The organism is Microbulbifer pacificus, assembly GCF_002959965.1.
GTDB classification, from domain to species: Bacteria; Pseudomonadota; Gammaproteobacteria; order Pseudomonadales; family Cellvibrionaceae; genus Microbulbifer; species Microbulbifer pacificus_A.
In genome coordinates, this window is sequence record NZ_PREV01000027.1 from 1,254,946 (window position 1) to 1,267,963 (window position 13,018).

Below are 13,018 nucleotides of genomic sequence, written 5' to 3' on the forward strand. Positions count from 1 at the left end.
CTAACCGCCGGGCAAAAGCATCCCCTCAAGTACCGAAAATACCGGATGGGTATTACAGCGATCAGCGGCAAAGGTGACACTTAAAACTGTTTCAAATGAAACCCTAGCCCTGCCCCCAGCGTCTGGTTAGGATGACAGCCCGCGGTGCGCATGCCGCGGACAAGGAAGACGATTCAATTCAGTAAGTAGCGATAGAAAGATCATGACCACGCAGCAGTTTGACGACTTAAATGTCCTCTCCCAGGACGTACTCATCACCCCGCAGGCCCTGAAAGCGGAACTGCCCGTCAGCGATGCCGCTGAAGCCACGGTAGCCGCCGGCCGCGCCGCAGTACGCGATATCCTCGACCGCAAAGACCACCGTCTGATGGTCGTTATCGGTCCCTGCTCCGTTCACGATGTCGATGCCGCCATGGATTATGCCCACCGCCTGAAGGCGGTCGCAGACCAGGTTTCCGACACCCTGCTGATCGTCATGCGCGTGTATTTCGAGAAGCCCCGCACCACTGTGGGCTGGAAAGGCCTGATCAACGACCCGCACCTGGACGACTCGTTCAAGATCGAGGAAGGTCTGCACATCGGCCGCAAACTGCTGCTGGATATCTCCGAACTGGGCCTGCCCACCTCCACCGAGGCGCTGGACCCCATTTCTCCGCAATACCTGCAGGATCTGATCTCCTGGTCCGCCATCGGCGCGCGCACCACCGAATCCCAGACCCACCGCGAAATGGCCAGCGGCCTCTCCTCTGCCGTAGGCTTCAAGAACGGTACCGACGGCAGCCTGGAAGTGGCCATCAATGCCCTCCAGTCCACCGCCAACCCGCACCGCTTCCTCGGTATCAACAAGGAAGGCCAGGTAGCCATCATCCACACCGCCGGCAACAAATACGGCCACGTGGTACTGCGCGGCGGCAACGACAAGCCCAACTACGACTCCGTCAGCGTTGCGGTGTGTGAAAAAGAACTGGAGAAAGCCGGCCTCGTTCCCAACATCATGGTCGACTGCAGCCACGCCAACTCCAACAAAAACCACGAGCTGCAGCCGCTGGTGGTCGACAACGTCACCCACCAGATCCTGGATGGCAACAAGTCCATCATCGGCATCATGGTCGAGAGCAACATCAAAGCCGGCAACCAGAAGATCAATGCAGACCGCAGCAAGATGGAATACGGCGTTTCAGTAACCGATAAATGCATCGACTGGGAAACCACCGAATCCCTGCTGCTGAACATGGCCGAACAACTGCGCGGACCACTCAAGGCGCGCAACGGCTGATCGCCAGCCTGTCAACACTCAAACAAGAAGCCGGCATTGCCGGCTTTTTTGTAGATAAAATTTAGAACTTCGCGGCGCATGCCACAGACGAGAATAAAGAGGTAAACCCAATGAACAGCAGCAACAACACAAACTTCACCCGAGTCGAAGAAGCCGGCAACGTCTGGCTGGCTCAAGCTGCCGCACAAGACCTGGAACTGACCGACCACGGCATCACCCCAACCGTACTCGATACAGAAGCGGAAGTCGGCGAGGCCATGCTGAACGAACTGTTCGAAACCGCCAATGCGAAAGACGGCGATATCAATATCGCCCTCCTCGGCGGCCGCGGCGCCCAGGCACTGCACCGCCTGCTGGGAGAGCTGGCCAAATCCTCAGAGCACGACGAACTGCTCGGCCGCCTCAACGTATTCACCCAGGACGCCCTCGCCCCCATAGGCATGGCCAACGGCTTCAGCTTCGTGCGGGATTTCGAGCGCATCCTGGGCCCGGATTTCTTCAAAAAGATCAAAAGCTTTACCCCTATGCAGACCGATACCGCGGACCTGGAAGCCGGCCTGATTGCGTACCTGAACAAACTGGAGGCACTGGGCGGCCTGGATATCTTCTTCATCGGCCACGGCCCGGAAGCCAACCAGGCCTCCCACCTCGCCTACATCAAGCCCTTCTCCGGTGCCAAGAGCAACCATGTGGCCGGGGTAATCCCGATTTCCAGCAGCATCCTCGAACACCATATCAGCAAGTTCAAAGCCGGCGGCAGCGCGGTGAATGAACAAGATGAAGCCGAATGCCGCGCAGCCCAGTACATCCTCACCCTGGGTCCTGCAGCGATTCTGCAGGCTAAGAAAGTTGTGCAATCTGTAGTCGATGCGGATACCGCACCCGCCAAAGTCCAGACCTATGCGAAAGTGCTGAATACGCGCCTGAGTTCGGATAGAGAGGAAGCGCTGCAGCAGTTGAATGCGAATCCGGGGTTGTGGATCAGGCTGCATTCGAACACCAAGTCGTTTGTGCTGTCGAATCTGGGGCTGTGAAAATCCGCATGAATTTCCCTGACACCCAATAATTCTCTTTTTCAAGCCATTAAAATCCAACAAATCTACACCCTTGAATCGGAAACCTGAAATGGATGAATTAATTAAAGCTGTCGGAGTAATTGCAACTCTTTTTGCCGTTTACAAAATAGTTGTAGATGTTGTACTAGCACGCTCAGCCAGACGAAGAGATGAATACAAATTTGTAAAGGAATATCTGTTAGCCCTCAAAAATGATTCAGAACATACATACACTTTAGAAAAAGGCTTTTTTGCACTAACTGGAAGCACTTATCCCGTACCAGAAATTAAATTCCTTTTGGCGCAACCATCACCCTCTACCACACTGGAACTACGGCGGGACAGTGATAATTTTGTATCTTTCAACAATGTTTCAAAAACCTATGAATGGAAAGGTGTATATAGATACAATTTCGCAAGAGTTGTAGCAAGCAAGTGGTTTTTCGCTTGGTACGTAGTTACAGCCTCACTTGCATTGACCCCCATCTTCATAAATGGCTTTGCAAGTTATAGTGACACCCCTGTAACGATTTTTTCAGCTTCTTTATTCGTAATAGCGGTGTCATGTCTAATACGACATTCCAATTTTAAAAAATCCGTTTCATTCATGTCAGGATTTAAAATTCGCGAGCCTCACTGCTCAACCCAACTAGACACCAATGCCAAAGGAGCCGCCTAAAGTAGAAAGAATTAAAATTGCTAACGGGAATCTACCAGACTAACTGCAGTCTGCATAAGCTCCAACACACGGACGAGCTCTAACAACCTGTTTTCCGATTTACACTACGGGAATAGTGCCTCCATCAATCACATATTCCGTACCAGAAATCGACCCAGCAAGCGGAGAAGCCAGGAAGGCAATCAGATTAGCAATTTCTCTCGGATAGCTCGGGCGTCCGAGCGGGATGCCACCGAGAGCATCCATGATCATTTTCTTGCCGCCTTCGTAGTCGGTACCCGCTTGTGCGGCGAGTCGCTGTGCAAGTTCGACCGCGGCATCTGTTTCGATCCAGCCCGGTGATACGCGCACCACGCGTACGCCCTTCGGCGTTACCTCCTTAGACAGGCTTTTGCTGTAGGTCGACAGCGCGGCCTTGGCCGCGGCATAGGCGGTGGTGGATTCCGGTAGTGGCAGGCGATCCTGGATAGATGTCACGTGAATGACAACACCAGAACCCTGGGCCACCATGCCCGGTACCAGCGCGCGGTCCAGGCGCACGGCGGGCAACAGGTTCAGGTCCAGCTCACGCTGCCACTCTACTTCATCGAGCGCCGCGAAACCGCCACCCGGTGCGGAGGAGCCTCCGAGTACGTGTACCAGAATATCGACACCACCGAGTCGTTGGTTTACCTCCTCCGCCAGTGCCGCGCAGCCTTCGGCACTGGTCAGGTCCGCGGCGACGAACAGTTCTTCCGGCAGTGCGTCCGGGCGGCTGCGTGCACAGGTGAGTACCCTCGCACCCTGCTCACGAAAGAGTTCCAGCACCGCACCACCGGTGCCCTTGGTACCGGCGGTGACGAGCACGCGCTTGCCGCGCAGTTGTAAATCCAAAGACATTATTGAATCTCCAATACTTGGATCTTATCGCCTGCCAGCTGAAACCTTTGCTGGAGGTTTGCCGGGCTGCCGGGGAAATTACCGCTCACTCTGGTAACCACCAGCACACTGTTGTCCTGCCGCGAAAATTCCAGTGGCTCCAGGGTGTACTGGTATTTGCTCTGCGCGTTGCGCCGCCAAGCGCGAATGGTCGGGATGCCCACATGGGTCTCGCCTTCGTCGCGAACCTCTGCGGTACCGGTAAAGCACTGCTCCAACAATGCGTCATCGGCACCGTTGCTCACCGTGAAATAGGTGGATATGCAGTCTGGTAGTTTCTGGCTCATTTTCGTGTGTTTCCTGGTAACCATCGGGAGATTACAATTCTGGTAACACACATACTTTTTCGCAAGAACGCACAGAAAAGTGAGTAACTTACCTATGAGTAAGTCCTATACCCCGACCACTGCAGCAGCAGGTGTCGAAGATGTACTGAAATTGCTTGAAGGGCGCTGGAAGCTGGTGATTCTGTTTCATCTATTCGACGGCAAGGTGCAGCGCTATTCGGACTTCGAGAAACTGATCCCCGGTATCTCGCAGAAAATGCTTGCGCAGCAACTGCGTAAACTCGAGGCGGATGGCATAGTCACGCGCAAGGTCTACGATCAGGTGCCGCCGAAGGTGGAGTATCGCCTGACGGACTGGGGTCAGGCACTGTGCCCTGCCCTGGATGCCATGCTGAAATGGGCCGAGCAGAAAGAAACACTCTGCGGTGCAGAGCCAAACCCGGCAACGGGCGGGGGATCGACGGCCTAAGTTACGCCGGCATAATACCGGCAAGCCAATCAAACATCCGCTGATCGTAGAGGCTACGGGCCTTGGGTTCGCAGTGCCAGGCGGCGCCCTCCTCTGCGGTGAAACGGGCGAGTGTTTTCGCGCTGGTAAGCGCACTGTAGACTTCTCCAGATTGCCCGGGCCAGAATTGTTCGCCCTCCGGGTCGGCGATAAAAATCGGGCACTGAATCTGGTTTATTAGATCGCGCACGCTGTACTGGCGCACGGCGCGGTACAGGTCGAAATAATTTTTTACGCCGTAGGGTTTCATTCTCCACGCCAAATTCTGTCGCACGCTGTGCCCCTCCAGATTGAGCCCCTCTTCCATCGCCTCGTTGAATGCGTCTTTTTCACCGGCATCGAGCAGCGCAATCATTTCCGGCGGCATGTGACGGAAAAAACTGGTGGAAACATCCATCACCCCGGGATCTGCCATACCGACAGCGATCCTGTGCTCGAATGCCAGCGCGCGCAATATCCAGTAACCGCCCTGGCTCAGGCCCGAGAGAGCAATCTTTCCAGTGTCCACATCCGGATGATCGGAGAGAAAATCCACTACCGGGCCAACAACCTTCTCCCAGTCGTGACGGAATGGAATGCCCTGCAACCACAGCATTGCGTTCTGCCCCGGGCCATCAAACACCAAAGCGGCGTAGCCCCGCTCCAGCGCAGCCGCCACACCGAATTGCCACATGCAGCTGGTGGCGCCGTCACTGCCATTATTGAAGATGATCGTGGCAAGAGGCTTATTGGGATTTTCGCGAACCGCCGGGCGGAAGAAGTAGCCCGGCATGGCGGTGTTTTCATAGGGTATTTGTACCTGCTCCGCGTGCGGATTCAGATGCGCGCAAAAACGATCCCAGCAGTGCCGATGCCGCTTCCAGGCGTTCAGGCCACGAGACGGATCGGTGGTGCCGTCGATAAAATTGATCGAGGTCGCAAAATAATTGGCAGCGCGCAGAAAGGCCTGCCGAGCACTGACGATATGACCGTCCGCCAAACACTCTTCCGCGATACTCTGTATCCGCTCGCCCAGTGCGAACCACTGCCGGTACCACTGCTCGAAATCACCAGACGGAATACGCTCGGCCATCGCGAGAATTTCCCCGGCGTCGGTGGCCTGGTAAAAGCACCCACCCAATAGAGCCTGGATCTCGAAGTCCATCTGTTCATGCTGCATGAAATGTTGCGTGGGTTTACATTTATCCATTTCATTGCCGTCCCGATTATGGGTCTGAAGCTACAAGAGCATTGAAGCGGTTGGGGTTGAGCACCGCGATTTACATATCCTGCATCCGGTTCACGCCCTGCACCATCTGCTTGATTTGCTGCTCTTCCAGCGATTGCAGCTCATCCATCAGTTCGCGGGTTTCTTCAATGTCCGCCCTGCCATACAGGTAGCGGTATAGCTCGACCACCTGGTCGTGCTGGTCGGTGACGACGCTCATGATTTCATCGGGATCTAGGTTCTGAAACGGCGCGTCGCAGTCGGTGCTGTGCAGTATGGGGTGCTTGTCCATGTAGTCGTAACACCAGGTATTCAGTGCCTCGGTATCGGCGGAGCCCACAAAACCGTCGACGGTCTGGGCAAGCTCATGTTCGTGCCGCGCCAGGTATTCGAGCAGCATCTGGGAGCGGGCGTTCTCATTCTTGCCCGCGCAGTGTTGCAGGCAGGCGGCTAAATTCTTGTGGAACTCACGGGTCCACATCAGCACATCTCTCAAGGTCTCGACTTGCACGTTCAGTCTCCGGTGGCAGTTAATACGGCGAGCGCCACAGCCAGCGTCATCACCGCCATTAAGTCTCTATCAAAGCGTAGCAAGGGCCCCTGTGGGGCTTCGGGGCAGCCAGCCCGAAATTGTGAATCGGTCGACGGTTTGAGCGCCCCGAACTGCGGCGCTCTACAACCTTGGTCTAGTGGCCCCCATCTGGTACTTGAATAAGCTGGGGGGACAAACGTCGTCTGCGCGGTTTGCTTGCTGCCTTGCGCGCCTGTCGTTTGTGCAGCCAAACATAATTCAAATAATGAAGGTACTAGCGATGAACGATCAACGACCGCCCTACAGGGGCGTCCTTACTCTATTCCTGCTATTTCTCTCCGGGCTCTTCGCCACCGCTGCAAGCGCAGGCAGCTGGCAACAGAGCCAGTCCATCGGCGGTTTCAACTCTGTGCACGTGTATACGCCGGATTCCGTGTCGCCCATCGGCAACGGTAAGGCGCTGCTGATTGTGTTACACGGCTGTGTGCAGCCCACCAGCAATTACCTGACCGCGAAACTGGAAGTGGCGGCAGAGCAGTACGGTATGGTGATCGCGGTGCCGGATGCCATGAACAAGGCCGGTTACAGTTGCTGGTCGTACTGGCAGGGCACCAAGTCGCGCACCGCGGGCGACTACAAGAACCTGATTACACTGGCAAATACCATGAGTAGTGACGCCAGCCGCAATATCGACCCGGACCAGGTATACATCGCCGGCCTGTCTTCCGGCGCGTCCTTTGCCAATACCACCGCCTGCCTGGCACCGGATGTATTTGCCGGCGTGGGTGTGAGCGCGGGCCCGAGTATTGGAACCTCGTCCAACGGTGCCCTCGGCCCCTGTGAAACGGCGGACGTGACCTCCCGCTGCAACACCTATGCAGGTAGCTACAAGAGCCATTTCTCTACCCAGATCGCGTCCATCGCCCACGGCGATGCCGATACCACGGTGAACCTCTGCTACAACGAGCAGAACGCCAACGGCATGGCCGGGGTTTACGGGGTAACCAAACTGAGCGGCACCAATACCGTCAGCGAGGGCAGCAGCCGGACTGCGGAAGAAACCCTGTGGCAGGACGGCCGCGTTTCCATGCTGTGGCTGAACGACGTGCCCCACGCGTGGTCCGGTGGTGAGGGCGCCTCCGGCGGTTACATCTCCGCAAACAGCATCAACTATGCCTCCTACCTCGGGCAGTACTTTGCCGCCAACAACAAGCGTGTGGACCGCAATAGCGGCCCGGCAATCTCCAATCTCGCCGCCAGTGAGAACAACGGCCTGCTGAGCATCAGCGGCAATGCGGTAGATGCCGAGGGCAGCGTGGCGGGTGTGGTCATCACCATCAGCAATATCGACAGCGGCACCCCGGTATTGGTAGAGACCCTGAACCTGTCGTCGGTGGATTCTGCAGGCTTCTTCAGCGCAACCAGCTCCACGCTGGCCGACGGCCTGTACCAGGTGCGCGCGGTGGCCACGGACAATGAAGGCGCCGATGGCGATGCCGCCAGCATCACCACCCGCGTGGGCCCGGAGCCGGCGGCATCCGCGCCGGTGCTGAGCGATACCGCCGCCAGCGTCAACGGTCAGTGCGCCACTGTGACCGGAACCGTGGTGGATGCGAATCAGAACCTGGCGTCCGTGGTGGTGGCATTTGCCAATGGCAATGTCACCGCGAATGTTGCGGGCAACAGCTATTCCGCACAGGGCTGCAACCTGCCCGGCGGAGCCAACACCGCGACGGTCACCGCCACCGACACCACCTCACTCACCAGCCAGGCCAGCGTAAATTTCACCATCGATGCCGGACAGACTGGCGACTACAACTTCCACATTAGTGCCGGGCACATCACCTGGGGCGTGGGTTACTCGGCCTGTTATCTGGCCTTCGGTACCAGCCAGTTCACCATGCGCGAGTATCCATCTGGCGGCGACTGCAAGTGGATCGCCGATGGCAACAGCAGCTGTGCCGGCCCGGTTCAGGCCTGCTCGTCTGGCGGCGGCGAACAACCCACCGACAGCGATGGCGACGGCGTGGAAGACGCGCTGGATAATTGCCCGAATACCGCCAATGCCAACCAGGCGGACAACGACGGCGACGGCATCGGCAATGCCTGCGACAGCACCCCGGACGGGGAACCGCTGGACAGCGATGGTGACGGCGTCAACGACAGCGTCGACAACTGCCCCGCGGTCGCCAACCCCGGCCAGCAGGACAACGATGGCGATGGCATCGGCAACGCCTGTGACAGCACCCCGGACGGCTCATTTACCTGCACCCAGTACACCGCCAATAACTACAGCCACGTACAGGCCGGCCGCGCCACCACCAACGGCGGCTACGTCTATGCGGTGGGTTCGGGGAACAACCTGGGCCTATACAACCTGTTTGTGACAAGCACACTGGCGGAGACGGCCGCTGGTTACTACGTGAAGGGCAACTGCCCCTGATACCTGTCTGACTGTCCTTGGAAAGAATGCAGTAAAACCGAATCGGTCGTAGACTGTTGGCCGCCCTGCCCTCGCCCCGCGCGAGGGTATGGGTGGCAAAACAGGCTGTGAAGTTCACCACAACCGGATTCGGATTATTACTGCTGTCGACGAGGACCCGATGCTCAAATTCCTACTCTGGCTTATTCTGTTTGTTCTCTGCTGGCCGCTCGCGCTACTCGCGCTTATTCTTTGGCCACTCGTCTGGCTCCTGTCTCTGCCATTTCGCCTCGTTGGCATCACCTTCGAAGCCCTGTTCGCCTTCCTGCGCGCCCTGCTTATGCTGCCCGCTCGTGTGCTGGGCCACAAACCGGCACAGCAACAGTAAATATCGTGTTTGGATTTACTCCCTCACAGCACGTATATCCGATTCGCCAGTACTGAACGATTGCATTTACGGAGTGAGCTATGAATCAAGACGAAATCAAAGCCCTGTTTGACCAGCAAGCCGCCAATTACGATAACCAGTGGGCCAAGACCGCACCGATCCGCAATTGCCTGCATCTCCTGGTGGATTCCATTTTTTCCGGCTTGCCAGCAAATGCGCGTATTCTCTGCGTAGGCGTGGGTACCGGTGCGGAGATGGCACACCTCGCGCGGCAGAATCCTCAGTGGCGGTTTACCGCCGTAGAGCCCTCCGGCGCAATGTTGGATAAATGCCGCAAGCGTGCGGAAATGGACGGCTTCGCCGATCGCTGTCAATTCCATGAAGGCTACCTCGACTCACTTCCGGAAACGGAAGCACATGACGCGGCCACCTGTTTTCTGGTCTCGCAATTTATTCTCGACCAACAGTCACGCGCCGGCTTCTTCCGTGAAATCGCCACTCGCCTGGTACCGGGTGGCCTGCTCGCAAGTTCCGACCTGGCATCCGATGTAAATTCGCCAGAGTACGATGTTCTGCTGCACGCATGGATGAACATGATGTCCGCGACCGACATCACTCCTGAAGCGATTGACCGCATGCGCAAGGCCTACGCCAACGACGTCGGCGTGCTGCCGCCGCAGCGCATTGCAGAGATTATTGTTTCGGGCGGGTTTAAATTGCCGGTGCAGTTTTTTCAGGCGGGACTGATTCATGCCTGGGCGTCCAAACGGGTTTGAGGTTCAAATGCAGATGCAACCATTCGGCAGCTGCCACTGCGGCAATATCAGTCTGGAGGTCGCTACACATCCAACGGAGGTTACCAGCTGTAACTGCTCCCTGTGTAGGCGAAATATGGGGCTTTGGGCCTTCTATAAGCCCGGCGAAGTCGCTATTCATTACAAAAATCCCATAAAGACCTTTTACATCTGGGGTGATCACGATATCGAGCACCACCGCTGCCACAATTGTGGGAGCTTGACGCACTACATAACCACGGAAAAATGCCCGGTAAAACGCGTGGCGGTGAATGCGCGCATGGCGGACCCGAAACTACTGGAGAGCCTGAACATCCGGCATGTGGATGGTGCTTCCTTCTAGAGTGAATCACAATTCCACCCTACCCGCTTGAGGAGTTTTTATGTCCGCTGTGTGGTAAGTGCCGCACCCGTTTGGCCATGGAAAGCACATTATGAATATCCAGAAACTGCTGCAAATCGAATTACCCATTATCCAGGCGCCGATGGCGGGCGTGCAGGACCATGCGCTTGCGGTCGCCGTTTCCAATGCCGGGGGACTTGGCTCGCTGCCCTGCGCAATGCTTAATCCGGAAAAGTTGCGCAGTGAACTGACGGAGATCACCCGTCAAACTGACCGACCCTACAATGTCAATTTTTTCTGCCATGTGCCGCCGGTACCCGATACGCAGCGCGAAAAACAGTGGCGAGAATTACTTTTACCCTATTTCGATGAGTTGGGCGTTGATGCAAACAGCACAACTTCACAAGCGGGACGTTCACCATTTTCAGCGGATGCCGCAGATATTCTGGAAGACTTCAAACCGCCTGTGGTGAGCTTTCATTTCGGACTTCCCAGGCCGGAACTATTGGAGCGGATTCGAGACTGGGGTGGAAAAATTCTTTCTTCCGCGACCACCGTTGATGAAGCGCTGTGGTTGGAAGCCCATGGTGTCGATGCGATCATCGCTCAGGGACTTGAAGCGGGCGGACATCGCGGCTTCTTTCTGTCAAAGGATCTGACAACTCAGGTCGGCACCTTTGCACTGATTCCACAGCTGGTAAACGCGGTCAAGGTGCCCGTCATCGCCGCCGGCGGTATCGCCGATGCCGATGGCGTAGCGGCAGCGATGGCACTCGGCGCCGCGGGTGCGCAAGTCGGTACCGCCTACCTACTCTGCCCAGAAGCCACCACTTCCGCAGTGCACCGAGCGGCATTGAAAACGCAAGAGGCCCGAGTTACCGCGCTCACAAACCTGTTCAGCGGCGGCGCCGCACGTGGAATCGTAAACCGTTTGATGCGCGAACTCGGCCCGATTAATGATGCCGCTCCCGCTTTCCCTCTTGCATCCACCGCGCTTGCCCCGTTGCGAACCAAAGCGGAAAGCCTGGGCAGCGGAGATTTCTCGCCGTTGTGGGCCGGACAAAATACGAGCGGTTGCAGGGAAATTTCAGCTGCGCAGCTTACTTGCGAATTGGCGAAGTTGAGTTAGTTCTGCGCAAAGAAAACTTGAGAAAATTCTGCACCGCTTACACCTGCGGCGAACACTGCCCCAGTGCTTGCTACGCGCGGATAGAGGATTACTCTTTCTGCTTGACATAACTGTCATAAATCCATTGTCGGGCGTACACTGCGGCGCTTTACCACTCTGCGCTGATCTGTTGCACCGCCCGTAGATCCGCGTTCTTGCTGTAAGGACATTCTATGCGCTCCCCCGCTTCCACCGTTGCGCCTGCCGCAACCGGTGTGCCCCCGCATTCTTACCTCGCGGAAATCGCCCTGGCTCTGGGTGGTTTCGGTATTGGTACCGGCGAATTTGTCATCATGGGGCTGATGAATCGGGTGGCGACGGACCTGGGGGTCACGGCACCAGAGGTCGGTTATGCCATCAGCAGTTATGCGCTGGGTGTGGTGGTGGGTGCACCAATCATTGCCCTTCTTGCCGCGCGGGCGCCGCGGCGGGCACTGTTGATTGTGCTGATGCTGGTGTTTGCGCTGGGCAATATTGCCAGCGCCGTTGCGCCGGGATTCTGGTCGTTTATTGGCCTGCGCTTTATTGCTGGACTGCCTCACGGCGCCTACTTCGGTGTGGCGGCGCTGGTGGCCGCTGCGGCAGTGCCGCCCAACCAGCGGGCGCGTGCCATCGCACGGGTGATGACGGGACTCACGGTAGCAATTCTGCTCGGTGCACCGCTCGCGACTTGGGCCGGCAACCTGTTCGGCTGGCAGATCGCGTTTGTCGGCGTGGGCATTGTCGCGCTGCTGACGGCACTGATGGTGTGGCGATTTGTGCCGAGACAACCGCAAGATCCCGATGCCAGCCCTGCGCGGGAGCTGTCGGCGCTGCTGAATCATCGGGTGCTGTTTACCCTCGGGATTGCGGCGATCGGCTTTGGCGGAATGTTCTCGGTATTCAGCTATGTGATGCCGACGCTGACCCAGCAGGCGGGTATGGCGGAATCCCTCGGGCCAATCGTTCTGGTCGTATTCGGGCTCGGTGCCATCGCCGGCAATCTGCTTGGCGCGCGTGTGGCGGACTGGAATGTGCTGCGGGCCTTCCCGCTGATTCTGACCTGGTGCGCGGTGGTGCAGGCAGGCTTCTTTTTTGCGGCGGATTTCGTGTGGCCGGGTATTCTGTTCGTCGGGCTGGTTGGTACCAGCATCGCCCTCGGCCCCGCCATCCAGACCCGTCTGATGGATGTGGCCGAGGGCGGCCAGACGATGGCAGCCTCCCTGAATCACGCGGCGTTCAACCTGGCCAATGCCCTCGGCGCCTGGCTGGCCGGCGTGGCAATCAATGCGGGCTACGCCTGGTCGATCACCGGCCCCGTGGGTGCCGTGCTGGCGATCGGCGGACTACTGGTGTTTCTTGCCGGTCGATGGGTGGAAAAACGCAGTGAATCCGCTGAGGCACTGCGCGCAAATGTTGGCGTGGCGGACAGCCTCTGACACCCGCTATGTTTTTTGCAGGC

The 13,018-nt window shown here is 57.3% G+C and carries 14 protein-coding genes; 10 read left to right on the forward strand and 4 right to left on the reverse strand.

Going from position 1 to position 13,018, the window contains the following annotated elements; genetic code table 11:
• The first annotated feature begins 202 nt into the window (after window positions 1–202).
• From C3938_RS16040 to C3938_RS17965, 3 genes are all read left to right on the forward strand, one after another.
• Window positions 203–1,276, forward strand: a complete 1,074-nt coding sequence (locus C3938_RS16040) for a 3-deoxy-7-phosphoheptulonate synthase (protein WP_105104221.1) — start codon at window positions 203–205, stop codon at window positions 1,274–1,276.
• A gap of 110 nt (window positions 1,277–1,386) precedes the next feature.
• Window positions 1,387–2,310, forward strand: a complete 924-nt coding sequence (locus C3938_RS16045) for a hypothetical protein (protein ID WP_105104222.1) — start codon at window positions 1,387–1,389, stop codon at window positions 2,308–2,310.
• Between the two features lie 91 nt (window positions 2,311–2,401).
• Window positions 2,402–3,010 carry a hypothetical protein gene (locus C3938_RS17965; protein ID WP_158681737.1) on the forward strand — a complete coding sequence of 203 codons (609 nt, stop codon included), beginning with the start codon at window positions 2,402–2,404 and terminating at the stop codon, window positions 3,008–3,010.
• 99 nt (window positions 3,011–3,109) lie between these two features.
• Here the strand turns inward: C3938_RS17965 and C3938_RS16050 are convergent, their stop codons facing one another.
• Both C3938_RS16050 and C3938_RS16055 read right to left on the reverse strand, forming a co-directional pair.
• Window positions 3,110–3,889, reverse strand: a complete 780-nt coding sequence (locus tag C3938_RS16050; protein ID WP_105104223.1) for an SDR family oxidoreductase — start codon at window positions 3,887–3,889, stop codon at window positions 3,110–3,112.
• Entirely contained in the window at window positions 3,889–4,215 is a 327-nt protein-coding gene (locus C3938_RS16055; RefSeq protein ID WP_105104224.1) for a nuclear transport factor 2 family protein, read from the reverse strand. The genes C3938_RS16050 and C3938_RS16055 overlap by 1 nt, the downstream gene beginning before the upstream one ends.
• Window positions 4,216–4,309: 94 nt before the next feature.
• Here C3938_RS16055 and C3938_RS16060 point away from each other — a divergent pair, with 94 nt between their 5' ends.
• Window positions 4,310–4,684, forward strand: coding sequence for a winged helix-turn-helix transcriptional regulator (locus tag C3938_RS16060; RefSeq protein ID WP_105104225.1), 375 nt, complete (start codon window positions 4,310–4,312; stop codon window positions 4,682–4,684).
• 1 nt (window position 4,685) lies between these two features.
• Here the strand turns inward: C3938_RS16060 and C3938_RS16065 are convergent, their stop codons facing one another.
• Both C3938_RS16065 and C3938_RS16070 read right to left on the reverse strand, forming a co-directional pair.
• Window positions 4,686–5,912, reverse strand: coding sequence for an alpha/beta hydrolase family protein (locus C3938_RS16065; protein ID WP_199775630.1), 1,227 nt, complete (start codon window positions 5,910–5,912; stop codon window positions 4,686–4,688).
• Between the two features lie 70 nt (window positions 5,913–5,982).
• The gene (locus C3938_RS16070; protein WP_105104227.1) at window positions 5,983–6,441 is read right to left on the reverse strand and encodes an ATPase; all 459 of its coding nucleotides are present in this window, start codon (window positions 6,439–6,441) and stop codon (window positions 5,983–5,985) included.
• 301 nt (window positions 6,442–6,742) lie between these two features.
• Between C3938_RS16070 and C3938_RS16075 the strand changes: the two genes are divergently transcribed.
• From C3938_RS16075 to C3938_RS16100, 6 genes are all read left to right on the forward strand, one after another.
• Window positions 6,743–8,905 (forward strand): PHB depolymerase family esterase, encoded by a 2,163-nt coding sequence (locus C3938_RS16075; protein WP_105104228.1) that lies wholly within the window; start codon window positions 6,743–6,745, stop codon window positions 8,903–8,905.
• Window positions 8,906–9,065: 160 nt separating this feature from the next.
• Complete coding sequence (locus C3938_RS16080; RefSeq protein ID WP_105104576.1) at window positions 9,066–9,272, forward strand: hypothetical protein; 207 nt, start codon at window positions 9,066–9,068, stop codon at window positions 9,270–9,272.
• An 80-nt stretch (window positions 9,273–9,352) separates the two neighbouring features.
• Window positions 9,353–10,048 carry a class I SAM-dependent methyltransferase gene (locus tag C3938_RS16085; protein ID WP_105104229.1) on the forward strand — a complete coding sequence of 232 codons (696 nt, stop codon included), beginning with the start codon at window positions 9,353–9,355 and terminating at the stop codon, window positions 10,046–10,048.
• Window positions 10,049–10,055: 7 nt separating this feature from the next.
• On the forward strand, window positions 10,056–10,409 hold the full coding sequence (locus tag C3938_RS16090; RefSeq protein WP_158681738.1) for a GFA family protein: 354 nt from the start codon (window positions 10,056–10,058) through the stop codon (window positions 10,407–10,409).
• Window positions 10,410–10,500: 91 nt separating this feature from the next.
• Complete coding sequence (locus C3938_RS16095) at window positions 10,501–11,538, forward strand: NAD(P)H-dependent flavin oxidoreductase (RefSeq protein WP_105104231.1); 1,038 nt, start codon at window positions 10,501–10,503, stop codon at window positions 11,536–11,538.
• A gap of 212 nt (window positions 11,539–11,750) precedes the next feature.
• Window positions 11,751–12,995, forward strand: coding sequence for an MFS transporter (locus tag C3938_RS16100; RefSeq protein WP_105104232.1), 1,245 nt, complete (start codon window positions 11,751–11,753; stop codon window positions 12,993–12,995).
• Window positions 12,996–13,018: the final 23 nt, after the last annotated feature.

Coding starts and splice junctions, on each gene's coding strand:
- C3938_RS16045 (WP_105104222.1), top strand. CDS start 1,387: ATGAACAGCAGCAACAACACAAACTTCACCCGAGTCGAAGAAGCCGGC.
- C3938_RS16080 (WP_105104576.1), top strand. CDS start 9,066: ATGCTCAAATTCCTACTCTGGCTTATTCTGTTTGTTCTCTGCTGGCCG.
- C3938_RS16040 (WP_105104221.1), top strand. CDS start 203: ATGACCACGCAGCAGTTTGACGACTTAAATGTCCTCTCCCAGGACGTA.
- C3938_RS16095 (WP_105104231.1), top strand. CDS start 10,501: ATGAATATCCAGAAACTGCTGCAAATCGAATTACCCATTATCCAGGCG.
- C3938_RS16100 (WP_105104232.1), top strand. CDS start 11,751: ATGCGCTCCCCCGCTTCCACCGTTGCGCCTGCCGCAACCGGTGTGCCC.
- C3938_RS16090 (WP_158681738.1), top strand. CDS start 10,056: ATGCAGATGCAACCATTCGGCAGCTGCCACTGCGGCAATATCAGTCTG.
- C3938_RS16065 (WP_199775630.1), bottom strand. CDS start 5,912: ATGGATAAATGTAAACCCACGCAACATTTCATGCAGCATGAACAGATG.
- C3938_RS17965 (WP_158681737.1), top strand. CDS start 2,402: ATGGATGAATTAATTAAAGCTGTCGGAGTAATTGCAACTCTTTTTGCC.
- C3938_RS16060 (WP_105104225.1), top strand. CDS start 4,310: ATGAGTAAGTCCTATACCCCGACCACTGCAGCAGCAGGTGTCGAAGAT.
- C3938_RS16050 (WP_105104223.1), bottom strand. CDS start 3,889: ATGTCTTTGGATTTACAACTGCGCGGCAAGCGCGTGCTCGTCACCGCC.
- C3938_RS16085 (WP_105104229.1), top strand. CDS start 9,353: ATGAATCAAGACGAAATCAAAGCCCTGTTTGACCAGCAAGCCGCCAAT.
- C3938_RS16055 (WP_105104224.1), bottom strand. CDS start 4,215: ATGAGCCAGAAACTACCAGACTGCATATCCACCTATTTCACGGTGAGC.
- C3938_RS16075 (WP_105104228.1), top strand. CDS start 6,743: ATGAACGATCAACGACCGCCCTACAGGGGCGTCCTTACTCTATTCCTG.